At 74.0% G+C, this 23775-nt stretch carries 23 protein-coding genes, 2 tRNA genes and 1 pseudogene; 14 read left to right on the forward strand and 12 right to left on the reverse strand.

The features are described 5' to 3' along the window. Positions 1–201: 201 nt before the first annotated feature. Entirely contained in the window at positions 202–975 is a 774-nt protein-coding gene (locus VKZ81_RS19620; RefSeq protein ID WP_324243061.1) for an arylamine N-acetyltransferase family protein, read from the reverse strand. A 34-nt stretch (positions 976–1009) separates the two neighbouring features. Beyond that, entirely contained in the window at positions 1010–1429 is a 420-nt protein-coding gene (locus VKZ81_RS19625) for a nucleotide triphosphate diphosphatase NUDT15 (RefSeq protein ID WP_324243062.1), read from the reverse strand. 6 nt (positions 1430–1435) lie between these two features. On the opposite strand from VKZ81_RS19625, the gene VKZ81_RS19630 reads away from it, so the two are divergent. Then, positions 1436–3469 (forward strand): M3 family metallopeptidase, encoded by a 2034-nt coding sequence (locus tag VKZ81_RS19630; protein ID WP_324243063.1) that lies wholly within the window; start codon positions 1436–1438, stop codon positions 3467–3469. A 72-nt stretch (positions 3470–3541) separates the two neighbouring features. Here the strand turns inward: VKZ81_RS19630 and VKZ81_RS19635 are convergent, their stop codons facing one another. Beyond that, the gene (locus VKZ81_RS19635) at positions 3542–4027 is read right to left on the reverse strand and encodes a MarR family winged helix-turn-helix transcriptional regulator (protein ID WP_324243064.1); all 486 of its coding nucleotides are present in this window, start codon (positions 4025–4027) and stop codon (positions 3542–3544) included. Between the two features lie 123 nt (positions 4028–4150). Between VKZ81_RS19635 and VKZ81_RS19640 the strand changes: the two genes are divergently transcribed. Beyond that, positions 4151–4654 (forward strand): carboxymuconolactone decarboxylase family protein, encoded by a 504-nt coding sequence (locus VKZ81_RS19640; RefSeq protein ID WP_324243112.1) that lies wholly within the window; start codon positions 4151–4153, stop codon positions 4652–4654. 61 nt (positions 4655–4715) lie between these two features. On the opposite strand, the gene VKZ81_RS19645 is transcribed toward VKZ81_RS19640, so the two are convergent. Both VKZ81_RS19645 and VKZ81_RS35165 read right to left on the reverse strand, forming a co-directional pair. Next, entirely contained in the window at positions 4716–5327 is a 612-nt protein-coding gene (locus VKZ81_RS19645) for a benzoate/H(+) symporter BenE family transporter (RefSeq protein WP_324243065.1), read from the reverse strand. Between the two features lie 56 nt (positions 5328–5383). Continuing rightward, positions 5384–5662: pseudogene (locus VKZ81_RS35165) on the reverse strand (benzoate/H(+) symporter BenE family transporter); the annotation flags it as partial. A gap of 194 nt (positions 5663–5856) precedes the next feature. Between VKZ81_RS35165 and VKZ81_RS19655 the strand changes: the two are divergent. Then, complete coding sequence (locus VKZ81_RS19655; RefSeq protein WP_324243067.1) at positions 5857–6408, forward strand: helix-turn-helix transcriptional regulator; 552 nt, start codon at positions 5857–5859, stop codon at positions 6406–6408. Here VKZ81_RS19655 and VKZ81_RS19660 read toward each other — a convergent pair. Further along, the gene (locus VKZ81_RS19660; RefSeq protein ID WP_324243068.1) at positions 6395–7129 is read right to left on the reverse strand and encodes a maleylpyruvate isomerase family mycothiol-dependent enzyme; all 735 of its coding nucleotides are present in this window, start codon (positions 7127–7129) and stop codon (positions 6395–6397) included. The genes VKZ81_RS19655 and VKZ81_RS19660 overlap by 14 nt on opposite strands. Positions 7130–7249: 120 nt before the next feature. Between VKZ81_RS19660 and VKZ81_RS19665 the strand changes: the two genes are divergently transcribed. Together VKZ81_RS19665 and VKZ81_RS19670 are read left to right on the forward strand one after the other, a co-directional pair. After that, positions 7250–7447 carry a hypothetical protein gene (locus tag VKZ81_RS19665; RefSeq protein ID WP_324243069.1) on the forward strand — a complete coding sequence of 66 codons (198 nt, stop codon included), beginning with the start codon at positions 7250–7252 and terminating at the stop codon, positions 7445–7447. Between the two features lie 30 nt (positions 7448–7477). Next, entirely contained in the window at positions 7478–8485 is a 1008-nt protein-coding gene (locus tag VKZ81_RS19670; RefSeq protein WP_324243070.1) for an MsnO8 family LLM class oxidoreductase, read from the forward strand. 63 nt (positions 8486–8548) lie between these two features. Here VKZ81_RS19670 and VKZ81_RS19675 read toward each other — a convergent pair whose 3' ends face one another. Then, positions 8549–9661 (reverse strand): glycoside hydrolase family 16 protein, encoded by a 1113-nt coding sequence (locus tag VKZ81_RS19675; protein WP_324243071.1) that lies wholly within the window; start codon positions 9659–9661, stop codon positions 8549–8551. Between the two features lie 312 nt (positions 9662–9973). On the opposite strand from VKZ81_RS19675, the gene VKZ81_RS19680 reads away from it, so the two are divergent. Together VKZ81_RS19680 and VKZ81_RS19685 are read left to right on the forward strand one after the other, a co-directional pair. Continuing rightward, the gene (locus VKZ81_RS19680) at positions 9974–10654 is read left to right on the forward strand and encodes a response regulator transcription factor (RefSeq protein WP_324243072.1); all 681 of its coding nucleotides are present in this window, start codon (positions 9974–9976) and stop codon (positions 10652–10654) included. 137 nt (positions 10655–10791) lie between these two features. Next, positions 10792–11067 carry a GlsB/YeaQ/YmgE family stress response membrane protein gene (locus tag VKZ81_RS19685; RefSeq protein WP_324243073.1) on the forward strand — a complete coding sequence of 92 codons (276 nt, stop codon included), beginning with the start codon at positions 10792–10794 and terminating at the stop codon, positions 11065–11067. A gap of 57 nt (positions 11068–11124) precedes the next feature. On the opposite strand, the gene hisC is transcribed toward VKZ81_RS19685, so the two are convergent. Next, the gene (hisC, locus tag VKZ81_RS19690; protein WP_324243074.1) at positions 11125–12177 is read right to left on the reverse strand and encodes a histidinol-phosphate transaminase; all 1053 of its coding nucleotides are present in this window, start codon (positions 12175–12177) and stop codon (positions 11125–11127) included. Between the two features lie 61 nt (positions 12178–12238). On the opposite strand from hisC, the gene VKZ81_RS19695 reads away from it, so the two are divergent. From VKZ81_RS19695 to VKZ81_RS19715, 5 genes are all read left to right on the forward strand, one after another. Then, positions 12239–12937: a dienelactone hydrolase family protein gene (locus VKZ81_RS19695; protein WP_324243075.1), complete on the forward strand. Its 699-nt coding sequence runs from the start codon at positions 12239–12241 to the stop codon at positions 12935–12937. Positions 12938–13000: 63 nt separating this feature from the next. Beyond that, positions 13001–14962: an acetoacetate--CoA ligase gene (locus VKZ81_RS19700; RefSeq protein WP_324243076.1), complete on the forward strand. Its 1962-nt coding sequence runs from the start codon at positions 13001–13003 to the stop codon at positions 14960–14962. 53 nt (positions 14963–15015) lie between these two features. After that, positions 15016–15105 (forward strand) — tRNA-Ser (locus tag VKZ81_RS19705). A gap of 54 nt (positions 15106–15159) precedes the next feature. Beyond that, positions 15160–15235 (forward strand) — tRNA-Arg (locus tag VKZ81_RS19710). Between the two features lie 494 nt (positions 15236–15729). Then, complete coding sequence (locus VKZ81_RS19715; RefSeq protein ID WP_324243077.1) at positions 15730–16560, forward strand: hypothetical protein; 831 nt, start codon at positions 15730–15732, stop codon at positions 16558–16560. A gap of 277 nt (positions 16561–16837) precedes the next feature. On the opposite strand, the gene VKZ81_RS19720 is transcribed toward VKZ81_RS19715, so the two are convergent. Next, entirely contained in the window at positions 16838–18592 is a 1755-nt protein-coding gene (locus VKZ81_RS19720; protein ID WP_324243078.1) for a hypothetical protein, read from the reverse strand. Between the two features lie 384 nt (positions 18593–18976). Between VKZ81_RS19720 and VKZ81_RS19725 the strand changes: the two genes are divergently transcribed. Further along, complete coding sequence (locus VKZ81_RS19725) at positions 18977–20293, forward strand: MFS transporter (protein ID WP_324243079.1); 1317 nt, start codon at positions 18977–18979, stop codon at positions 20291–20293. A 4-nt stretch (positions 20294–20297) separates the two neighbouring features. On the opposite strand, the gene VKZ81_RS19730 is transcribed toward VKZ81_RS19725, so the two are convergent. Continuing rightward, complete coding sequence (locus VKZ81_RS19730) at positions 20298–20810, reverse strand: nucleoside deaminase (RefSeq protein WP_324243080.1); 513 nt, start codon at positions 20808–20810, stop codon at positions 20298–20300. A gap of 72 nt (positions 20811–20882) precedes the next feature. On the opposite strand from VKZ81_RS19730, the gene add reads away from it, so the two are divergent. Beyond that, positions 20883–21893 (forward strand): adenosine deaminase, encoded by a 1011-nt coding sequence (gene add, locus VKZ81_RS19735; RefSeq protein ID WP_324243081.1) that lies wholly within the window; start codon positions 20883–20885, stop codon positions 21891–21893. A gap of 9 nt (positions 21894–21902) precedes the next feature. On the opposite strand, the gene VKZ81_RS19740 is transcribed toward add, so the two are convergent. Both VKZ81_RS19740 and VKZ81_RS19745 read right to left on the reverse strand, forming a co-directional pair. Next, positions 21903–22832: an NADP-dependent oxidoreductase gene (locus VKZ81_RS19740; protein WP_324243082.1), complete on the reverse strand. Its 930-nt coding sequence runs from the start codon at positions 22830–22832 to the stop codon at positions 21903–21905. Then, complete coding sequence (locus VKZ81_RS19745; RefSeq protein WP_324243083.1) at positions 22829–23728, reverse strand: LLM class flavin-dependent oxidoreductase; 900 nt, start codon at positions 23726–23728, stop codon at positions 22829–22831. Before VKZ81_RS19745 ends, VKZ81_RS19740 begins: the two co-directional genes overlap by 4 nt. Positions 23729–23775: the final 47 nt, after the last annotated feature.

Here is a 23775-nt window from a genome sequence, read left to right on the forward strand (position 1 = left end):
GGGCACAGGAGTCGTCCATGGACGTCTGCGCGGCCGTGGTGGCGGTTCTGAGTCTCGTCGTCGCGACCGCGAGCTTCGTCCGAGACGTCGTCGCCGGATGAGCACGACCAGATGGGATGGCCACCCTTGTCGTGGGCGGGTGGCAGCCGTGTCGGTTGCGCCCGTTCTCGGTGGTCGAGCCGTTCGTCAGGCGTAGCGGGGTCAGCAGGCGAGCTGGGGCACCCGCTCGGCCCACGGGCGGTCCAGCACGATCCCGAACCGGTCGGCGAGCAGCGCCCACTCCTCGTCGGCCGACACCTCCCGCTCGGTGCGCACCCCGCCGTCGAGCTCGGCGAAGACGCCGTTCACCAGGGAGATGCGGCCCGTCGGGGTCGCGAGCGCGGCCACCCGCCTGCCCAGGAAGTCCGAGGCGGGGTCGTGCTGCTGGAACGCGTTGCGATCGGCGAAGTCGGCCATCTCGCGCGGTCGCGCCGTCCACGCCCACCCGCGCTCCCAGCGCCCGTCGCCGCGGCGCTCGGAGGTCCACCACACGTCGCCGTCGCGGTAGACCTGCACCCGGCCGTGCCCGCCGGGGCGGCGCGGCACCGGCTCCGGCCAGCGGGCGCCGTTGCCGACGTCGACGATCCAGCTGCCGTCGACGGCGTCCACCAGGAGGCGCATGTGGTCGGTGTCCGGCCCGCGCGCGCCGTCCTCGTCGAGGGAGAACGCGCCGACGATCGTCACCGCGAAGCCCAGCTCGCGCAGCAGCGCGCCGAACAGGCCGTTGAGCTCGTAGCAGTAGCCGCCGCGGCGGCGCCGCACGATCTTGTCCTCCAGCGCGTCGAGCTCGAGGGAGATGGCGACCCCGGTGTGGATGTCGTAGTCCTCGAAGGGCACCGACCGCACGTGCGCGCGGTGCAGGGTGACGAGCGCGGCGCTGGTGGGAGCTTCCGGGCGGGCGGCCCCGATCCGCGCGAGGTAGGCGGCGACGTCCATGTCGATCAGCCTGCGACCTCGACCTGGGTTGAGGTCAAGCCGGTTTCGCCTCGAGCAGACCGGCGTCGAGGAAGCGGCCGAGCGGGGCGAAGAGCTCGCCGCGGCGGGCGCGCAGCTCCTCGGGGGTGAGCCAGGCGAGGTCGGTGGCCTTCTCCGGTTCCCGCAGGCGCGGCTCGCCGTCGAGCCGCGCGCAGCCGACGAAGAGGGTGACGTAGTGCCGCCCGATCTCGGGCATCGGGTCGTCGGTGAAGCCGAGCCGGGCCGTCGGCCGCACGACGAGGCCGGTCTCCTCGAACGTCTCGCGCACCGCGGTGTCCTCCGGTGACTCGCCGAACTCCTGGTGGCCGCCCGGAAGGCCCCACGTGCCCGCCCCGTGCGCTCCCGCGCGCCGGAGCACGAGGATCCGACCGCCCTCGCGCACCACCGCCGCGACCCCGACCCGCACCGCCGTCACGCACCTATGCTCGCCCGGGTGACCGGCAACCCGCTCCTCGCCCCCAGCCCGCTGCCGTTCGAGTACCCGGACTTCGACGCCATCCGCGAGGAGCACTTCCTCCCGGCGTTCACCGCGGGCATGGCCGAGCAACGGGCGGAGGTCGAGGCGATCACCTCCGACCCCGGTCCCGCGACGTTCGAGAACACGATCGTCGCCCTCGAACGGTCCGGCGCCACGCTCCGGCGGGTGTCCAACGTGTTCTTCACGCTGGTCGGCTCGTGCAGCACCCCGGGCATCAGGGCGATCGAGGCGGAGGTGGCGCCGCAGCTCGCCGCCCACTCGGACGCGATCATGCTCGACCCGGTGCTGTTCGCCCGCATCGAGGCGCTCTTCGCGGCCCGCCACGACCTGGGCCTCGATCCCGAGTCGCTGCGGCTGCTGGAGCGCTACCACCGCGACGCCGTGCGGGCGGGCGCCCGGCTCGCCCCGGCCGAGCAGGAGCGGCTCAAGGAGATCAACGCCGAGCTGTCGGCGCTGTCCACGGAGTTCGGCAGCCGGCTGCTCGCAGGGGCGAACGACGCAGCCGTGCTCGTCGAGGACGCCGCCCAGCTCGACGGCCTGCCCCCGGACGCGATCTCCGCGGCGGCCCGGGCGGCGGCCGAGCGCGGGCACGAGGGTGCGTACCTGCTGACGCTCGTGCTCCCGACCGAGCAGCCTGCGCTCGCCTCGCTCACCGACCGCGGGCTGCGCGAGCGGCTCCACGAGGCATCCACAGCTCGTGGATCGGGTGGGGATCACGACACCCGCGACGTCGTGCTGCGCATGGTCGCGCTGCGCGCGGAGCGGGCGAGGCTGCTCGGGCACCCGCACCACGCGTCGTGGGTGGTCGAGATCGGCACCGCGGGCACGGTCGAGGCGATCGACGCCATGCTGGGCAAGATCGTCCCGATCGCGGTGGCGAACGCGCGGAAGGAGGCGGAGGAGCTGTCGCAGGCCGCCGGCTTCCCGATCGAGGCCTGGGACCGTGCCTTCTACGCCGAGCGGGTCCGCCGCGAGCGGTTCGACGTCGACGCCGACGCCCTGCGGCCCTACTTCGAGCTGGAGCGTGTGCTGCACGACGGCGTCTTCTACGCGGCGGAGCGGCTGTACGGGCTGCGCTTCGCCGAGCGCCACGACCTGCCGCGCTACCACCCCGACGTCCGGGTGTTCGACGTGTTCGACGGCGACGAGCAGCTCGGCCTGTTCGTCGCCGACCTCTACGCCCGCGACTCCAAGCGCGGCGGTGCGTGGATGAACTCGTTCGTGACCCAGTCGCACCTGCTGGGCACCAAGCCGGTGGTGCTCAACACCCTGAACATCCCCAAGCCCGCCGAGGGTGAGCCCACCCTGCTGACCGTCGACAACGTGCGCACGCTGTTCCACGAGTTCGGCCACGCACTGCACGGCCTGTTCTCCGACGTGCGGTACCCGACGTTCTCCGGCACGTCCGTGCCCCGAGACTTCGTGGAGTTCCCCTCGCAGGTCAACGAGATGTGGATGGAGGACCCGGAGGTCCTCGCGCGCTACGCGCGCCACCACGAGACCGGCGAGCCGCTGCCGGCGGAGCTCGTCGAGCGGCTCGCGGAGTCGCGCCGGTTCGGGGAGGGGTTCGCCACCACCGAGTACCTCGCTGCGACGCTGTTGGACCAGGCGTGGCACCGGCTGGGGCCGGACGACCGCGTCGCCGACGTCGAGCGGTTCGAGGCCGACGCGCTCGCCGCGGCGGGTGTGGTCGAGCCGACCGCGCCGCCCCGCTACCGCACCACCTACTTCAACCACGTCTTCGGCGGCGGTTACAGCGCGGCCTACTACTCCTACATCTGGAGCGAGGTGCTCGACGCCGACACCGTCGAGTGGTTCGCCGAGAACGGTGGCCTGCGCCGGGAGAACGGCGACGCGTTCCGCCGCGGACTGCTCTCGCGGGGCGGCGCCGTGGACCCGATGGAGGCCTACCGCGCCTTCCGCGGCCGCGACCCGGAGATCGCCCCGCTGCTGGTGCGGAGGGGCCTCACGAGCTGAGGCCGCGTTGCGGCCCGGCCACCTGTGTGCCACGTGGTCGCGTGGAGGCGGCCGTCCTGCGATCCACGGCGCTCATGGCCCGAACCAGCCGGCCACGTCGAGGCGGATCGCCGTCGGCGGCACCACCCGGCGCAGGCCCGCCTCGATCGCCCGCACGCCGTCGGCGCCGATCTGCTCGGCCCACTCGGCGCGCAGCCGGTCGAACACCGCCGCCGAGCGCGCCAGCGCGTCGACGCCGCGCGGGGTGAGCCGCACCAGCTTGCGTCGCGCGTCGGCGGCGTCCGCGGTGCGTTGCGCGTAGCCCAGCTCGACGAGCCGGTCGACGGTCTTGCCCGCCGCCTGCTTCGACACGCCGAGCCGCCTGCCCAGCTCGCTGGCGGTCACCCCCTCGCGCCCGATCGCCTGCATGGCGAAGCCGTAGGCCGGGCGCACGTCGGGGTGGCCCTGCCGGGCGAGCTCGGCGTGCAGCCGGTCGACCAGCGCGCGGAAGCCGCCGAAGAGCAGCAGCGCGAGCAGCCAGCCCGGCTCGTCCCGCTCGTCGCCCCGCTGGTCAGCCATCGACAAACTCGACAACTTGGTTTACGGTTTGGTCAACCACGTTGTCGATCCTAGGAGATCCGGGTGTCCCAGCTCTTCCCCGTCCACACCGTCGAGACCGCGCCGCGGGCCGCCCGGCGCACGATGCAGGCCGTCGAGAAGCGGTTCGGGTTCCTCCCGGGCGCGGTGGCCCGGCTCGCCGGGTCACCGGAGCTCCTCGACGGCTTCCTCCAGGCCAACGCCCGGTTCGAGGCGAGCACCCTCGACCCCGTTTCCCGGGAAGTCGTGATCATGACGGTGGCCACCCGCAACGGTTGCCACCTCTGCGTCGCCATGCACACCGGGGCGCTGCGCGCCCTCGGCGCCGACGAACGCCTGGTCGCGGCGCTGCGCTCGGGGCAGCCGCTCGCCGACCCGCGCCTGGAGGCGCTGCGGGCGTTCGTCCACGAGGTGCTCGCGACCAGCGGGGACGTGCCCGACGACGCGGTGCGCGCCCTGCTCGAGCACGGCTACACGCTGCGCAACGCCCTCGAGGTGGTGCTCGGCATCGGCGCGTACACGATGTCGACGCTCGCGAACCGGCTCACCGGCGCTCCGGTGGACGGGCCGTTCGCCCGCCACCTCGAGCCCCTCACCGAGGCGAGCTGACCACGTCGGCGCGCGCACCCCGCCGGTGCAGCAGGTCCATCGCCACGCCGGCCACGAGCCCTCAGAACGCGGCGCCGATGCCGAGGAAGCCGACCCCGGCCGCCGTCACCACGAGCGCGGCCGCGGCCTCGCGCCGTCGCGGGTCGGAGACGGCCGACGCGAGCGCCCCGGCCAGCGCGCCCAGGAGCGCGAGCCCGGCGACGGCCTCGATCAGCACCGGTGGCGACAGCGCCGGCAGCGCCACGGCGCGGCCCGCGCCCGTGCCCAGCACGGCCAGCCCGACCCCGGCCGTGACGGACGCGATCCAGCGCCGCCCCGGGTCCGGGCCGGCGTCCGGCCCGGCCGCGAGCGCGGCGCTGATCGCGGCGAGGTTCACCGCGTGCCCGCCGAAGGGCGCGCCCGCCATCGTCGCCAGGCCGGTGCCGACCAGGATCGGCCGCATCGGCGCGGGGCGGCCGTACCGGGCGAGCACGGCGGCGCCGGGCACGTTCTGCGCGGCCATCGTGACCAGGAACAGCGGGAGGCCCACGCCGACGACGGTCGCCGGGTCGAACGCGGGTGGGGTCCACACCAGCGCGGGCGCGAGCGCCACGTCACCGAATCCCGGTCCGGACAGCGCGATCGCGACGGCCGCCGCAACGAACGCGGCGGGCACCGCCCACGTCTGCCCCATATCGCGATCACCGGCGCGGCGAGCAGCGGGACTTCGGCGAGCGCGCGCACCGGCGCGAGGCACAGCCCCACCAGCGCGCCCGCGAGCATCGCGCTCGCGACCGGCACCGGGATCAGCTCGATCAGCCGCCCGACGGAGGGCGCCAGGCCGGCCACCACGACGAGCGCGCCGCAGGCCGGGAACGCGCCGACGGCGGCGGGGAACCATCCCGGCGGCGGCCCCGTCGAGACCGGCAGCGCCGCGCCCGGCGTGGACCAGGCGACGCTGATGGGGATCCGGTGGCGCAGCCCCAGCACGACCGCGACCAGCCCGCTCGTCAGGCACAGCACCACCATCCCCGACGCGGCCTGCGGCTCGTCGGCGCCCGCCGCGCGCAACCCGTGAGCAGCACGGCGAAGGCGCTGGAGAAGCCGACCACGGCCGTCACGACGCCGGCGAGCACGGGTGGCAGCCGCACCTGGTCCCTCCAGTCGTTCCGTAAACGGAACGGTGGACGATAGCGCACGTGGCAGCGGCGAGGGAGGGCCCGGTGCGAGAAGGCGCACGCCCCGCCCTCACCGAGGGGGCGGCCGCGGACGTGGGCCGCCGCGTGCGCGAGCTGCGCGAACGGCAGGGGGTGTCGCTGTCCGAGCTCGCCCGCAGGGCGCGCGTCGGGAAGGCGACGCTGTCGGGGCTCGAGGCGGGCACCCGCAACCCGACCCTCGAGACCCTGCAGTCCGTGGCTGCGGCCCTCGACCTGCCGCTGACCCACCTGCTCAGCGCGCACACCTCCCTGCGCGGCGCCGCGGTGCGGATCGAGGTGCTGCGCGTGTTCGACGACGGCCCCGTGACCTACGAGCTGTGCCACATGCGCATCCCGGCCGGGCTCTCGCAGCGCTCACCGGCGCACCAGGCGGGCGTCACCGAGCACGCCACCGTGTTCGCGGGTGTGCTCCAGGCCGGGCCGGTGGACGCCCCGCTGCGCGCGGGCCCGGGCGAGCACGTCGAGTGGGCGGCCGACGTGCCGCACACCTACGCCGCGCTCGGCGCGGACGACGTGCTCGCGAGCCTCCTGATCCGCTACCCGGTCAGCTCCACTTGACGTGCGCCCGCTCGCGCCACAGCTCGAGCACGCGCGCGTCGCCGTCGATGCGCGGGGACGAGGGCCGGTTCCACAGGGCGAGGTACAGCTCGCTCGCCGGTCCGCGCAGCGTGCAGTCGGCGGTGACCGCCCCGTCCGCGGGCTCCGTGCGGCAGCCGTCCGGGCCGATCGAGGACTGCCAGGACTCCTCCGCGTCGTCGGGCGCCACCAGCAGCCGGACCGGGCGCTCGGAGCGCAGCCGCCCGCGCCGCGCGAAGAACCCGAGCAGCAGCTCCTGGATGCCGTCGAGGGCGAACTCGCGCCGGTAGGTGACGGGGGACCCGGCGGCCGACTCGGCGTCGGCGCGGTGGATCGCCGCCTCGTGGGCCTGCCGCCGCGCCCAGAACGCCAGCGGGCTCGGCGCGCGCAGGAACGTCCACGTCTCCAGGTCGGCCGGGGCGGCGCGCAGCGCGGTCACCAGGTCGGCGTGCGCCGCGCGGTACCGGGCGACGACGTCCTCGCCGGGGGCGGCGGGCGGCAACTCCTGGTTCGGGTCCGCGTCCGGGTCGGCCCGGACGAACGACGCCGCCCAGTCGTGCACGCCGGCGGTGTGCGCCACCAGGTCGCGCACGGTCCAGCCGGGGCACGTCGGAACCGCCGCGTCCGGTCCCGCCCGCTCCGCGGCCGCGGCCAACGCCTTGCCCTGCTCCTCCAGCTCCGCGACGTGCTCGGCGACCTCCATGGCGTCACCGTGCCACAGCGCGCCGCCGAATCGGCTCGTGGCCGCCCGCCGCGCGGGCTACGCTCGCGGCCGCGATCCTTCGAGACCGCCGCCCCGTCCCGCCGATCTCGGAGGTTCTCCGTGACCGATCCCACCCCGTCCGGCTCCCCGGAGCCCGAGCCCGCCGAGCAGGGCCCGCCGGACGTCGAGCCCGCCCCGCTCAACCGCGCGGCGCGCCGCGCCAAGGCAGGCCAGGCCGAGCCCACGCACGTCGGCCCGCGCGCCGACCTCGCCCGCCGGGTACGCGGCGGCCGTCCCCGCGCCAAGCGACGCCGCTGACGCGGCCCGGGGGGCGCTCGGGACCCCGGAATGGGCGGTCCGGCCGGCCGCGTTGTCGTGGTCGTGGTCGCCCAGGTCAAGCTCTCGTTGCTGGACCGCTCGCGCACCCGGGCCGGCGAGCCGGACGCCGTCGCGCTGCGGCACACCGTCGAGCGCGCGCAGCACGCCGAGCGGCTCGGCTACCACCGGTTCTGGGTGGCCGAGCACCACGCCGTCCCCGGCATCGCGAGCGGCAGCCCGCCCGTGCTGATCGCCGCGATCGCGGCCCGCACCGAGCGGATTCGGGTCGGCTCCGGCGGCGTGATGCTGCTCAACCACCAGCCGCTGGTCGTCGCCGAGCAGTTCGCGATGCTGGAGGCGCTGTTCCCCGGGCGGATCGACCTGGGCGTCGGCCGGTCGCTCGGCTTCACCGCCCCGGTGCGGGCGGCGCTGCGGCGCGACGCCGACGCGCCGGACACGTTCGCCGCCGACCTCGACGAGCTGCGCTCCTACCTGGAGGGCCGCGGCCCGGTGACCGCCCGACCGGTCCTGGAGCGGCCCGTTCCGGTGTTCGTGCTGGCCACCGGGCGGGGCCTGGCCGTGGCGGGCGATGCCGGGCTGCCGGTCGTGCTCGGCGGGCCGGTGCTGGACAGCCCGGACATCGCCGCCGCCCTCGACGACTACCGGGCGCGGGTCCGCGCCGCGGGCGGCCGGCCGTACGTGGTGGTCTCGCTGGACGTGCTGATCGCCGACTCGGTCGCCGCGGCCCGCGAGCTCGCCCTCCCGGAGGCGTGGGCGCTGGCGGCCGCCCGTACCACGGGGCGGTTCCCCGCGTTGGAGCCGGTCGACCCCGACCGGGCTCTGACCCCGCGCCAGCGCGCCGTGGTGGAGGACGCCGTCGGCCGCACCGTGTTCGGCGACGAGGCCGGTGTCGCCGACGAGCTCGCCGAACTGCTGCACCGCACCGGCGCCGACGAGCTGCTCGCCTCCACGTCGACGTTCGACCTGGGCGCCCTGCACGAGTCCGACGCGCGGCTCGCGCGGCTGCTCGCGGCCTGAGGCGTCCCGTCCCGCCCGGTGGGGAGCGCCGGGCGGGACGGGGTGTGGGTGGACGTCGGAGAACTAGCGGTAGATCCGCACGTAGTCGACGTGCATCTCGGTGGGCTTCGGCGAGCCGCCGTCGGGGAAGTAGTCGAGCTGGATCGTGGGGTGCATCCGGCCCGGCGGGAGCTTCTCCTCGTCGGTGGACTCGAACCACTTCTCGCCGTCGATGTAGCCGGTGACCCGGCCGTCGACCCACTCGACGGCGTAGTTGTGCCACTGCGTGATGTCGATCTTCTTCTTCGCGTAGTCCTGTTCCTTGCCGTAGTGCAGGAAGAACGAGACGTCGTCGGACGCGCTCGTCGTCTCCGCGAAGTCGATCTCGCCGTTCTCCTTGCCGCCGCTCTCCCGCCAGAGGATCAGCACCGGGTGGTACTGGTCGTCGCCCTTGGGGAACCGGGCGCGCATCTCCCAGCGCCCGAAGCGCTGGTCCTCCTTCCAGGACATGCCGCCGGTGTTGCCCTCCGAGTCACCGCGGATGACGAGGATGCCGTTCTCGACGCTGATCGCGTCCGGCGTGCGCCGCCCCTTGCCGGCGTGGCCCTTGCTGTCGTACTTGCTCCACAGCGGGCTCAGCCCGCCGTCGAACTCGTCGCCGCCCACGCGCGTCCAGCCGTGCACGGCGGCCGCCGACCGCCCCTCGCCGCCGCTCTTGCGGGGCGCGGCGGCCTGCGCGCCACCCTCCGCCTTGCGCTCGGCCGACTCGGCCTTGCGCTCGGCCTTCGTCTCGGCCGGCGCGGCCGCGGCCTGCGCCTGCGGGCTCGGCTCGGGGGTGGGCTCCGGGGTCGGTTCGGGCGGCGGCTCGGGGGCCGGTTCCGGGGGCGGCGCCTGGGCGGCCTGGGTGGTGGCGTGGCTCAGCTCCTGCGCCGCGAGGGACGGGTCGCCCGGCGACTGGGCGAACGTGGCGACCAGCGTGGCCACCAGCGACACCACGGCGCCGACCGCGAGCGGTGCGAGGCGCCGGGTGGTCGGGTTCGCCCGCTCGGTGTCGCGGGTGACGACGGCCTCCGCGTGCCGGGACGGGAGCCGGTGGCGCCCGGTGCCGGCGCCGCTGCCGCTTTCGGCAGCGACCCGCTCGATCAGCTCGGTGGCGGAGCCCGAGCGACCGCCCGCTGCGGAGGTTGTCCTTCGCATGGGGCGGAACCATAGGGACTTCCGGCGGGTGGTGATCGGAAACCTGAGAGCCGGGGTTGCTCGTGCGCGCCGAGGGGTCGGTTGTGCGCGCCGGAACGCGGGGTTTCGTGAACTTTCGGCCAGGAGGTACTCCGTTTGGAGCAATACGACTCTCAGGTGACCCCCATGTGTCGTACTCGCGGGGGTGATGTCGCTCCGTTAGCCGATTGTTACCCGCCGCTCGCTGCGCCAAGGTGTCACCCGATGCTCCCCGCTGCTCCCCCGGGGGGTGCGTCCTCGTACACGTCGACCGCCGCGTCGACGCGTGTGTCCGTGCCCCCGAACACGTTGCCCCCGACCGCCAACCACGTCCTGCTCGCGCTGCCCCCGACGGCGGCCTCGGCCTCCGTGCTGCGCGCCCTCCGCTCCGACGGCCTGACGGTGAGCCCGGTGAGCGACGGCATCGGAGTGCTCGACGCCGTCCGCACGCGCGACCCGGCCCTCGTCGTGCTCGACGTCGAGCTGCCCGGGCCCGACCAGTCCGCGGTCGTGGTCGCCGTGCAGAACGAGGCGCCCGACGTGCCGATCATCGCGATCACGCCGCGGGAGCGCAGGCTCGGCCTGCTCGGGCTCCTGCGCGGCGACCGCGACGACTTCCTGGTGCGCCCGTTCGCCGTCGACGAGCTGGCCGCCCGGATCCGGCTGCGCCTGCGGCTCGGCCCCGCCGTCGAGAACACCGTGCTGCGCCACGGCGAGCTCGTGGTCGACACCGAGTTCGGCGACGTGACCGTCGACGGCAGGCCGGTCTCGCTGTCGCCCACCGAGTACGCGTTGCTCATGGCGCTCATGGCCGAGCCCGGCGAGGTCGTCCCGCCGCACCGGCTCGCCCGCGAGGTCTGGTCGGAGCCGGCGTCGTCGAACCTCGTGCAGGTTTACATCTCCTACCTGCGGCGGAAGATCGGGGCGGAGCGGATTCGCACCGTGCGCGGTGAGGGTTACGTCCTCGAAGCCTGATCGGTAGCGGAACCGTTATCGAACGCGGCCCGACCGGGTGGCATCTGCGGCTGCGTAGTGCGACGCTCGTCACAGCGTGCTACCCAGTGCGTACACGAGCCGCGTGGCTGCGGCGCGGACGAGAGTCGGGAGCTCCAATGACCATTACCGGGATCATCACCGCCATCATCATTGGTGCCATCATCGGGTTCCTCGGTCGCCTCGTGGCGCCGGGCAAGCAGAACATCCCGATCTGGCTGACGATCCTCGTCGGGATCGTGGCGGCGTTCATCGGCACGTGGATCGCCGGGCTGTTCGGAGTGGCCGACACCGGCGGCATCGACTGGATCGAGCTGATCATGCAGATCGTCGTGGCCGCGATCGGCGTCACGGTCGTCGCGGGCATATACAGCAGGCGCGGCGCCACGCGCTGATCCAGCCCGTCGACCGGCCCGGTCCCCGAGCAGCTCGGGACCGGGCCGTCGTCGTCCCTACCCCGCGAACGCCCTGGCGGCGGCCAGGAACGCGTCGTTCTCCTCCGGCGTGGAGACGGTGACGCGCACGCCGTCGGGGTGGAACGGCCGCACGACGACCTTGTGGTCCAGGCAGTGCGCCGCGAACGGGGCGGTGCGCTCGCCGAGCGCGAGCCACACGAAGTTCGACTGCGTCGGCGGCACCGTGAAGCCCGCGTCGACCAGGGCGTCGCGCACCCGCACCCGCTCCTCGATCACGCTCGCGCAGCCGGAGAGCAGGGCCTCCTCGTCGTCGAGCGCGGCGATGGCGGCGGCCTGGGCGATCGTGCTCACGCTGAACGGCGAGCAGACCTTGCGCAGCGCCGTCGCCACCTCCGGCGAGCCGATCGCGTACCCGACGCGCACGGCCGCGAGCCGGTAGGCCTTCGAGAAGGTGCGGAGCACGACGAGGTTGGGGTGCTCGTCGATCAGCGCCATGCCGTCGACCGCGTCCGGGTCGGTGACGTACTCGTGGTACGCCTCGTCCAGCGCCACCAGCACGTCCGACGGGACGGCCGCGAGCAGGCGCTCCAGCTCCGCGCGGGTGACCACCGTGCCGGTCGGGTTGTTCGGGCTGCAGACGAACACGAGCCGGGTGTTCGGGCCGACGGCGGCGGCCATCGCGTCGACGTCGTGGCGGAACTCGGCGTCGATCGGCACCGTCCGGATCGTGGCTCCGCCGATCTGGCTGACGATCGGGTACGCCTCGAACGACCGCCAGGCGAACACGACCTCGTCGGTGGGCTCCCGGCAGGTGGCCTGCACCAGCTGCTGGCACAGGCTCACCGACCCGCAGCCGACGGCGATCCGCTCCGGGGCGACCCCACGCGCCTCCGCCAGCCGCGCGGTCAGCCCGGTGACGGCGAGGTCGGGGTAGCGGTTGCCGGTCGCCGCCGCTTCGGCCATGGCGGCCAGCACCTTCGGGGTGGGAGGGAGGGCCACCTCGTTGCTCGCCAGCTTGATCGCGCCCGGGATGGTCTTCCCGGGCACGTAGGCCGGCAGGGTGTCGAGGTCCGGGCGGATCAGCGTCATGAATGTCACCGTAACCGTGCCCGACCACCCCGATGTCACCTAGCCGTGACACCCTGGATCCATGACCGAGATCCGCACCGAGACCGTCCCCCTCGTCGACGGCAGTGCGCTGCGGCTGACAGTCGCAGAACCGGTCAGCGCGGTCCGCGGGGGGATCGTGGTGCTGCACGAGGCACGGGGTGTCACCGACTCGGTACGCGGCATCGTGCACGGCCTCGCCGCGGACGGCTGGCTCACCGTCGCGCCGCACCTCTACCACCGGGACGGTGCCGACGAGCTCGACGGCGCCGACGAGGAGGTCCAGCAACAGGTCGACCGGCTCGAGGGCGAGCAGGTGATGGCCGACACCGACACCGCGTTCGGGTGGCTCGCCGACCACGGCATCACCTCGGACCGGATGGGCGTCATCGGCTTCGACCTCGGCGGCTCCGTTGCGCTGCTGGTGGCGGCCAAACGCACGCTCGGCGCCGCCGTCACGGTCGCGGGCGACCGGGTGTCGTCCGCCCCGGCCAGCGGCCTGCCCTCGCTCGTCGACGCCGCCCCGGGCCTGACGTGCCCCTGGCTCGGCATCTACGGCGAGTCGGCAGGCGGCGGACCGGACGCCGAGGTGAGCAAGCTGCGCGACGCCGCGGCGTCGTCCCGCGTCGCCACCGACGTCGTCGTCTACCCCAGCCGCGGACACCGCTTCGACGACGACCCCGACGTGGCCGCGGAGGCCTGGCAGCGCACCCTCAACTGGTTCGACTCGCACCTGCGGTGACGCAGGTCATTCCCGCCGCACCAGGATCTGGCGCGGCGGGGCGGCGCGCTGCATGCTGCGCATATGACCGGCGCCGAGGCCCCCGAAGTTCTGTGGACCCCCGACCCTGATCACCACGGCCGGCTGGCCGAGTTCGTCGACTGGATCCGCGAGCACCGGGGCGTGGACGCCCCCGACTACGCCGCGCTGCACGAGTGGTCGGTCTCCGACCTCGAGGGGTTCTGGTCCGCGGTCGCGGAGTTCCTCGGCGTCCGCTTCCACGAGCGGCCGCGCGCGGTGCTCGGCCGCACCGGGATGCCCGGCACCGAGTGGTTCCCGGGCGCCACGCTGAACTACGCCGAACACGCCCTCGCGCCCGGCGCCGACGCCGATCTCGCGCTCGTCTTCGCCCGCGAGGACGGGCTCGAGCGCCAGGTGACCCGCGGCGAGCTGCGCGAGCTCGTCGGCCGGGCGCGGGCGGGGCTCGTGCGGGCCGGGGTCGGCCGGGGCGACCGGGTCGTCGCGCTCGCCCCCAACTGCGTCGAGACGCTGGTCACCTTCCTCGCCGCCGCCAGCCTCGGCGCCATCTGGTCGTCGTGCTCCCCGGACTTCGGGGCGAGGGCCGTGCACGACCGGTTCTCGCAGATCGAGCCGAAGGTGCTGCTGGCCGTCGACGGCTACCGCTACGGCGGCAAGGCCTTCGACGTCCGCGAGACCGTGCAGCAGCTGCGCGACAAGCTGCCGACGCTCACCACCACGGTGCTCGTCCCGTACCTGGACGAGGCGGCGACGCTCGACGGTGCGGTCGCCTGGACCGACTTCACCGCCACCCCGGGTGAGCTCGCCTTCGAGCCGGTGCCGTTCGACCACCCGCTGTGGGTGCTCTACTCGTCGGGCACGACCGGGTTGCCGAAGGGCATCGTCCACGGTCACGGCGGCATCGTGCTGGAGCACCTCAAGACGATGGGGCTGCAGCTGGAGCTCGAGCCGGGCGAGCGGTTCTTCTGGTTCACCACCACCGGCTGGATGATGTGGAACTTCCTCATCAGCGGCCTTCTCGTCGAAGCGACGATCATCCTGTTCGACGGCAACCCCGGCCACCCCGACCTCGGCGCGCTGTGGCGGCTCGCGGAGCGCCACCGGATCGGCTACTTCGGCACGTCCGCCCCGTTCATCCAGGCGAACCTCAAGGCCGGGCTGCGTCCGCGCGACGACGTCGACCTCAGCGGGCTGCGGGCGATCGGGTCCACCGGTGCCCCGTTGTCGGTCGAGGGCTTCCGCTGGATCGCCGACGCGATCGGCGAGCACGTGCAGATCTGCTCGGTGTCCGGCGGCACCGACGTCTGCGCCGCGTTCGTCGGCTCCGCCCCGAACGTGCCGGTGTGGCTCGGCGAGATCAGCTGCGCCTCCCTGGGTGCCGCGGTCGCGTCCTACGACGAGAAGGGCCAGGAGCTCGTCGACGAGGTCGGCGAGCTGGTGATCACCCGGCCGATGCCGTCGATGCCGGTGATGTTCTGGAACGACCCGGACGGCGCCCGCCTGCGCGAGGCGTACTTCGACGAGTTCCCCGGCGTCTGGCGCCACGGCGACTGGGTCCGCAAGACGCCCCGCGGGTCGTTCATCATCTACGGCCGCAGCGACTCCACGCTCAACCGCGGTGGCGTGCGGATGGGCACCGCCGACTTCTACGGCGTGGTGGAGGGCTTCGACCAGGTCCTCGACTCGCTCGTGATCGACACCACCGAGCTCGGCGCCCGCGACGAGGGGGCGCTGCTCTGCTTCCTCGTGCTCGCCGAGGGCGCGACGCTGGAGCAGGTCGAGCCCGAGCTCCGCCGCGCCCTGCGCACGCAGCTGTCGCCCCGCCACGTCCCGGACCGGTTCGTCGTGGTCGACGCCATCCCGCGCACGCTCAACGGCAAGAAGTGCGAGGTCCCGGTCAAGAAGATCCTGGCAGGCACGCCGCCGGAGCGGGCCGTGAGCCGCGGCGCCCTGCAGAACCCCGAGGCGCTGGAGCCCTTCGTCGCCCTGGCTACCGGGGGGTCGTGAACCCACTGGGTGCCGCCATGTACTCTGGTGGCGCTGGAGGCCGAGAGGCCCCGGGAGGCTTCGCCTAGTCTGGTCTATGGCGCCGCACTGCTAATGCGGTTTGGGGTAACTCCCCATCCCGGGTTCAAATCCCGGAGCCTCCGCTGGCGTGGCCGACTCTCGGGTCGGCCACGGCATGGTGTACAACTGAACAGCACGCGCCCGTAGCTCAACGGATAGAGCATCTGACTACGGATCAGAAGGTTAGGGGTTCGAATCCCTTCGGGCGCACCACGCTGACCAGCACGAACGGTCATCCTCGAAATCTCGACGCCGCCGGGAGCGGCCGGTTCGGTCCTCGAGCCCGTGCGGCACGATCCCGAGCCGGCTCGGCGGCTGCCACGTCCCGGACCGTCGTCAGACCACCCGCCGCAGCCGTGACGCTCCTCGCATCGTGCCCCTGAGCGGGTCGCGGTGATCCGGGCTCGCGCCCGACCAGCGGCGCCCGGCACGGCCCACGAGCACGTCGGTGCCGAGGCAGCGGTACTCGCCGAAGTGCCGCCCGCGGTGAGCGACCGGGTGAGCGTCGATGAGAGTCGTCGGACGGCTCGGCTCACCGGCTGAGATCCACTATGTTCCCCCCGGGGGGACGGTGCATGGCAGGGTGGGATGGCTCCGGAGCGCCGAGTGGGGCGGTTCGGACGCTGATCGTGGTCGCCACGGCGTCGACGGTTGGCGTGTGGATCTCGGCGCAGCTGGTCGCAGGCGCTGGTGTCGACGGAGCGCCCGTGGAACAACTCGTCGCATGCGCCGCGGGCCCCGTGGTCGTCGCGTGCGCCACCACCGCGATCCGGGCGGTACTCGGATCACTCCGGAACCGACCGCGGGGGCCTGGCGTTGCCGTGCCGGTCCTCACCACGGCGTCAACGGTGGTCGCGCTGACCTGCTTCTCGATCGCGGTCGCGATCAGCGGTCTGATCGGGCTCCAGCTCCGGGCGTCCGGCTTCTGGACCCACGTCGCCGCGAATGCGGTCACCATCACGACGATCGCCGCCCTGTGCCACGTGGAGCAGTGGTTCAGGCCCCGCGGCTGGCACCAACCGGCGACCACCGCCGTCGTCGCCCTGGCGCTCTGGCTGACCGCCGTGCTCCCGGGAGCCACTCTCCCGGAGGGCCCCGTCTGGCAGCAGGTGCTCGGCTCCCTCGTACTCGCGAGTGTGATCGTCCTCTCGCGCGGGCGCTACACGACGATCGACAGCTCGACCACGGAGAGGTCGTACGGGACGGGGCACAGCTGGAGCACCGGTTACGGCTCGCGCTCCTACGGCGGTTGGTCGATGTCGAACCGCTACAGCCGGACGACGACCACGGTCGAGCGGACCACCGAACCGCTGGTGCCGAACCTGCTGGTGACGGTGCCGGTGATGGCCGTCGTGGCCTGGCTGAGCAGCCGCTTCGAGGCTGGACCCGTGGTGGAGCGGTGGCTGCTCTTCCTCCCGGCGATGGTGCTCCTCGGTGTTGTTCTCAGCGTCGTGCAGACGGCGTTGTGGAGTGTCGTGCCGCCTCTGCACCGCACGACCGTCGACCACGGGACCGAGTTCAGCTCAGGCCACTGGTGATGGCGCTCGGCTGCGCGCCGCCCGGTTGCCCGGAGGCCCTGAGGTGGACCAGGCCGGCCGGATTCCCGGCGGAGCAGGCCGGCGCGACGTCGGCCCGGCCGTCCCGGACCGCTGAGGGTTGTCCCACGACGAGGACGAGGACGACCGAGCCGCGGCCGAAGCGGGCGAGGCAGCCGGGGATCAAAACCGCGTCGCGGGTGGCACCGGCTCTTCGGCGAGCGCGCGTGACGGGTACGACGGCGCGTGGCCGCGGCGCCTCCCGACGGGCGGGCCCCGCTCACCAGCCGTCGGGACCCTCCGCGAGGGCGAGGACCAGCTCCAGCACCCGGCGTTCGTCCGCGGCCAGGACGTGGTCGGCGCCCGTGGCGTCGCGGCGCGGCTCACCCCGCAGCAGCGCCGCGAGGTCGGCACGATCGGCGGGCGTCAAGCGGTTCGGCGGGCGCAGGACAGGGCTCAGCGGGTGGCGCAGGTCGTGGACCGCCGTCACGTCACCGAAGTCCTGCTCACCGACGAGTACCTGCCCGCCGTAGACGACGAACCGGCCGCCGGGCGTCGCCCTGAGCTGCCGGATGATCCCCCGGTCCGCACCGATGAGCGCCGGTGGGGTCGGCACCGGTTCCAGCGTGGTGTCGTCGAGGAACACCGGCGCGGAGTCGACCATACCCGCGACCACGCCCCATGCGGGTATCGCGCACAGCTCCCGCACCCAGGACCGTGCGACGGACGTGCGGGGCGTGATGGTGCCGCCCCGCACCGACCAGGCCACGACGCTCTTCTCGCCGGACCCGAACAGCCGGTCGGGCGCGGCGAACGTCAGGTACTCGATGTGCCCGAGCCCGTGGGCGGACAGGTCGGCCGCGGCGACGACGTTCCACGTGCGGGTTTCGAGCACGACGAGGACGTGCTCGTCGACGACGGCGACGGACTCGCCGGTGGGGTCCACGGCCAGCACCCTGGTCCGGTACCGGATGCCCGCGGGCGCGAGGTCGAGCAGGCCGGCGGTGCCCTCCGAGCCCACGATCGCCCGGGTGTGCGTCTGCAGGCCGACGAAGAACCCGTACCGCGTCATCGCCAGCCGCGGGAACGGTGCGGCCGGGCCGTCGGTCCAGTTCTCGACGCCGTCGCGGGTGATCCGCAGCAGTTCCCAGTGGATCGGCCCGGAACCTCCGCTGCTGCGGACCGACAAGACGCTGTCCCGGTCGAGCAGACCCAGTTCGGCGTACAGCCCGGGACCGCTGTGCAGGAGGGTCTCGCCGCCGGCTGGGTCGACGAGCCGCAGTTCTCGGATGACGCCGTCCGCACCGCTGTCGGACTCGCGGTACGTGCTGATCGCGACCACCGGGTCGGGGCCGACCAGCTCGGCCGCCCCGGCGCCCACGAAGTCCAGCGAGTGCCTCAGGATCCGGGTCGAGCGCCGCGCGGCGCGCTCGGTCACGCGGGTGATATCGGCGGTGTCGACGGCGCGCAGCAGGTGCGCGGCCTCCCGCGCTCGTCCGTGCCCGGGCGCCGGATCGCCGTCGCGTAGCCGATCGATCGCGGAGCGGGCCGCCACCAGCGGCACGGATCGGATGAGCCGCCACAGCGCCGCCCCGTCCCCTTGTTCGGCCAGCGCGCGTGCGGTCTCGGCGACCCGCACGGCGGCCAGGCGTGGCTCGGCCCTCCGGCGCAGCCACCGGTCGTCCCCGTCGGCCACCACGCGCAGCCAATGGCCTGCGTCGTGCGGACGCCCCGCTTCCTCCAACAGGTCCGCCAACTCCATCGCCGCCCGCAGGTGCCCGGCGTGGGCGGCCACGAGCCAGTGGTTCTCCGCGTCCTCGCGCCGTTCCTGCGCGAAGAAGGAGTGCCCGAGCAGGAACGCCGCGTCGACGCCGTGCGTCGTGTGCCGCAGCGGCGCGAGGACGGCCTGTGCCTCGTGGTGGCGGTCCTGCTCGATCAGCGAGACCCCGAGCCGGATCGCCGCGTCGAGATCACCTTTTCCCGCCGCCGCGCGCAGCGACTGCTCGTCGACCTCGGCCGCATCTACCCCCGCCATGGCGAACTCCCCCCCCCGGGAACGGCGCAGCGCGCCGTGGCCAGAACCAGGCGGGCCCAGGCTGGCTGATCCGCCGATCTCGGTCAACCGATCAGCGGGCGGACGCCGTTCCCCGGCGGCAGTCCCGAGCGGGAGCGTTTGCCGATCACCAGCGTGACCCGTAGGTTGGCTGGATCTTCCGGTCGGGTGGGCCCTCTGCGTCGGGGACGTGCGTGGAACGGTCGGGGTGTGGCGCGAAGGCGGTGCCGGCACGTCCTGGGCGGTCCGGGCGCGAGCGACACGGCGAGCGCGCCGGCGGGCGGCGCGACGTCGGGGTCGAAGACATCGGGGTGAGCCGACCGGCGCCGCGGCTACGTCGGCGTTTTCCGGCTTCCGGGGGTGGCCATGACGGGGGGTGGCGGCCGGGCGGCCGCGCCGGACGTGCGGCGGGTCGCGATCGCGTCCTTCGCCGGCACGACGATCGAGTTCTACGACTTCTTCATATACGGCACGGCGGCGGCGCTGGTCTTCCCCGCCGTGTTCTTCCCGGCGCTGGGCGCGGTGGCGGGCACCATCGCGTCGCTCGGCTCGTTCGCGGTGGCGTTCGTCGCCCGCCCGCTGGGCTCGGCGCTGTTCGGGCACCTCGGGGACCGGCTCGGGCGCAAGCGGACGCTGGTCTACACGCTGCTGCTGATGGGCTTCTCCACGGTGGCGATCGGCGCGCTGCCCGGTGCGTCGGTCATCGGGGTGGCCGCGCCGATCACGCTGCTCGTCCTGCGGTTCCTGCAGGGCGTGGCCGTGGGCGGCGAGTGGGGCGGGGCCGCCGTGCTGGCGGTGGAGTACGGCTCCGACGGCAGGCGCGGCCGCGCCGGCATGTATCCCCAGCTCGGCCCGGGCACCGGGTTCGGGTTGAGCAGCGCGACGTTCCTCGCGGTCGAGCTCTCCCTCCCGCAGGAGGCGTTCCTGGAGTGGGGCTGGCGGATCCCGTTCCTGCTCAGCGCCCTGCTCGTGCTCGTGGGCCTCTACGTGCGGCTGCGGATCGAGGAGACCCCGGTGTTCCGCGAGCTGCAGGAGGCGAGGGCCCGCGACCGCGCGCCGTTGCGGACGGTGTTCCGCCGCGACACCCGCCTGATCCTGCTCGCCGGGGGCACCGTGGCGGCCGCGTTCGCCCTCAACTTCATGGGCACCGTCTACCTCACCACCTACGCCACGACGGCGCTCGGCATCCCGCGCCCGACCATGCTGGCGCTCGGCGTCGTCGGCGGGGTCGTGCTGGTGGCGGCCACGGCCGCCGGGGCCGCGGGATCCGACCGCACCGGACGGCGCCGCATGGTCCTGATCGGCAACCTGATCACGTTGGTTTCCGGCGTGATCGCCTACCCGATCATCGACACGGGCGATGTCGCGCTGGTAGGGCTCGGGCTGTGCCTGCTGATGATCGGCGGCGGGGTCGTGCTCGGCCCGGCGGCCGCCTACCTGGCCGAGCTGTTCGCCACCGGCCGCCGCTACACGGGTGCGGGCCTGAGCTACAACCTGGCCACGATCATCGGGGGCGGCCTGCCGCCCGTGCTGGCCGCCGGCCTGGTCGCGGCGTACGGCAGCGGGGCGATCGGGGTGATGCTCGCGGCCTACGGCGTGCTGAGCACCGCCTGCGGCCTCGCCCTGCCCGAGACGCTGCAGCGGTCGCTGCGGCGGGGGGTCGGCGCGCCGGAGCCGGCCTGACCCGTCACCGCGGCTCGGCGAGCCCGAGCGAGCGGGCGTGCAGGGCGCGGACCTCCGCGGCGAGCTCGGGATCGGGCCCGGAGACCGGGACGCCCGGCGCGACCACCTGGATCGGCAGCGGTGCGACCGGCGAGGGCGGGGCGCCCCACTCGCGGCGCCACGCCGTGAGCTGCTCGGAGCTGACCGCGTAGACGATCCGGCCGAGGCCCACCCACGCGTGCGCGGCGCTGCACATCGGGCAGTGCTCGCCGGAGGTGTACACGACGCAGCCGCGGCGCGCGTCGGGGGCGACGTTGGCCGCCGCCCACCGGGCGATCTCGAACTCGGGGTGGCGGGTGCCGTCGCCGCCCTTCACGCGGTTGCGGTCCTCGAAGAGCACCGTGCCGCTCGCGTCGACGAGGACCGAACCGAACGGCTCGTCCCCCTCGTTCAGGGCCTCGGCGGCGAGGGCGACACAACGGCGCAGGTGCGCGCGGTCCTGCGGGGTGATCGGGGTGGCGGTGGTCGAGTCGTTCACCCCACCACCTCAGCACACCCGGCCACCGCCGGACGATCGCGACGAGCCCCGCCAGGGAGCACCATTCAGCGCATGGACGATCTCAGCGCCTTCGTCGCCGGCCTCCCGAAGTGCGAGCTGCACGTGCACCTGGAGGGCACGCTCGAACCCGAGCTGAAGCTGGCGCTCGCCGAGCGCAACGGCGTGGACATCGGGCAGCGCACCGTCGAGGAGGTCAGGGCGACCTACCGGTTCGACTCGCTGTCGTCGTTCCTCGCCGTCTACTACCCGGCGATGGACGTGCTCGTCACCGAGCAGGACTTCTACGACCTCGCCCGCGCCTACCTGGAGCGCGCCGCGGCGCAGAACGTCCGCTACGTGGAGGCGTTCTTCGACCCGCAGGTGCACATGAACCGCGGCGTGCCGTTCGAGGCCGTCGTGCGCGGCTACCACCGGGCCGTGCAGGACGCCGACCGCGACCTCGGCGTGGCCGGGGCGCTGATCATGTGCATCGTCCGCGACCTGCCCGCCGAGAGCGCGGCGCAGGCGCTGGAGGCGGCGCTGCCGTTCAAGGACCTCATCCTCGGCCTCGGCCTGGACTCCGACGAGCGGGGCAACCCGCCGGTCAAGTTCGCCGAGGTCTTCGCGAGGGCGCGGGAGGAGGGCCTGCACCTCACGATGCACTGCGACGTCGACCAGGAGAACTCCATCGAGCACATCCGGCAGGCGCTCGAGGACATCCGGGTCGAGCGGCTCGACCACGGCACGAACGTCGTGGAGGACCCGCGGCTCGTGCGGTTCGTGCGCGAGCGCGGGATCGGGCTCACCTGCTGCCCGATCTCCAACCGGTTCGTCACGGGCGACATGAAGGCGGACCTGATCGCCCGGCTGCTGCGCGAGGGCGTCCGCGTCACGGCCAACTCCGACGACCCGGCCTACTTCGGCGGCTACGTGGCGGAGAACCTGGTCGAGCTCGCGCGGGCGGCCGAGTTGACCCGGTCGGAGCTCGTGCAGCTGGAACGCAACGCGTTCGAGATCGCATGGCTGCCCGACGACCGGCGCGCCCGCTACCTCGCCGAGCTGGAGTCCTACGCCGCCGGGTAGCGGGACGCCTCACCACGGCTCGGCCGCCGGGTCGACGACGATCACGACCTTCCCGCGGCCGTGGCCGCTCCCGACGTCCCGGTGGGCCTCGGCGGCGCGGTCGAGCGGGTAGGCCCTCCGGATGTGGACCGCGAGCTCACCCGCGCTGTGGTGGGCGAGCATCTCGGTGAGGCGGGCCGCGGATCGCTCGCCGGTCCACTCGCGCAGCCCGAGCTGCGCGACCTCGTCGGAGAACACCATGGAGACCACGCGGTCGGCGTCCGTGGTGACCTCGAGGGCCGCCCGCAGGCCGTCCACCTCCCACCCGAGCGCGGCGTCCACGCCGTCGGGCGCGACGGCCCTGATCCGGTCGACGAGGCCCGGGCCGTAGGTCACCGGGACGGCGCCGAGCGAGCGCAGGTGGTCGTGGTTGCGGGGCCGGGCGGTGCCGATGACGGTGGCCGCGCCCCGCACCCGCGCCAGCTGCACCACCATCGTGCCCAGTGCGCCGGCGGCACCGTTCACGAGGACGGTCTCGCCGGGCCGGACGCCCATCTGTTCCACCGCCATGTGCGCGCCCTGCGCCGAGCCGGAGAACGCCCCGGCGACCTCCCACGGCATGGCGCCCGGCTTGGGCACGACCTGGTCGGCGCCGACCACGACGTACTCGGCGTAGCTGCCGAGCGTGGTGAACCCGAGGACCGCCGTCCCGACGGAGAACCCGTCGACGCCGTCGCCGAGCTGGTCGACCACCCCGGCGAACTCGTTGCCGGGGATCACCGGCATGTCGAACGTCCGGCCGGGCGGGAACCCGCCCGCCCGCACCCTGCAGTCGAACGGCTGCACGCCCGCGGCCCGGACCCGCACCCGCACCTGGCCCGCTCCCGCGTGCGGCTCGGGCACCTCCATCACGTGCAGGACGTCCGGCGGCCCGAACGAGGCCAACCCGGCGGCCCTCACAGCAGCGCCCTCGCTTCCGCGATCAGCTCCCACTGGCGGCGCCAGTCGCCGCTCGCGGTGCCCAGGACGACGTGCCGGGCGCCGGCCTCGGCGTACTCGGCCAGCCGTTCGGCGACCTGCTGGGGGCTGCCGGTGATCGGCACGCGCCGGGCCTCGTCGAGCGGGAGGCCGTACCCCTCGTGGAGGCCGCGCACGTGCTCCTCGAGCCCGGCCGAGGCGTCCGGGCCGAGCGCGACGGCGCCGCCGACGGCGAGGCCCGGAGCCGGCCGCCCGGCCTCCCCGGCGAGCTCGGCCAGCCGCCGGGCGCCCGCGGCGACCTCCTCGGGCGTGATCATCGAGGGGAACCAGGCGTCGCCGTGCCGCGCGGTCCTGCGGATGGCCACCGCGCTGTTCCCGCCGATCCAGATCGGCGGCACCGACGCCGACGGGGCGATCGTGATCTCCGCACCCCCGACCCGCGTGGGCTTGCCCGCGATCAGCCCGGGGAGCAGCGCGAGCGACTCGTCCGTGCGGCGCCCCCGCTCCTCGAAGGGCACGCCGACCGCGTCCCACGCGGCGCGGCCGTGCATCTCGCCGCTGGACCCGACACCGAGGACGACACGGTCGCCGCTCATCTGCTGGAGGGTCGCGATCTGCTTCGCCGCCCACGCGACGGGCCGCAGCGCGAGCACCATCACGCCGAACCCGACCCGGATCCGCTCCGTGGCGGCCGCGGCGGTGGCCAGCACCGTGACGCTGTCCGGGTACGGGACGGCGGGCACGAGGTGGTCGCCCACGAACACCGAGTCCATGCCGAGCTCCTCGGCGAACCGCGCGGCGCCACCGATCTCGCGGCCGGTGGCGACGGCCAGGTCCTTGAGGACGACGCCCACCCGCAACGTGTCGGAATGAATCACTCCGACAAGCTATATCGGAGCGCAGCAATCCGACAAGCGGGTAGCGT

The sequence above is a fragment of the Pseudonocardia sp. genome, from assembly GCF_035305885.1.
In the GTDB taxonomy this organism is placed as follows: Bacteria; Actinomycetota; Actinomycetes; order Mycobacteriales; family Pseudonocardiaceae; genus Pseudonocardia.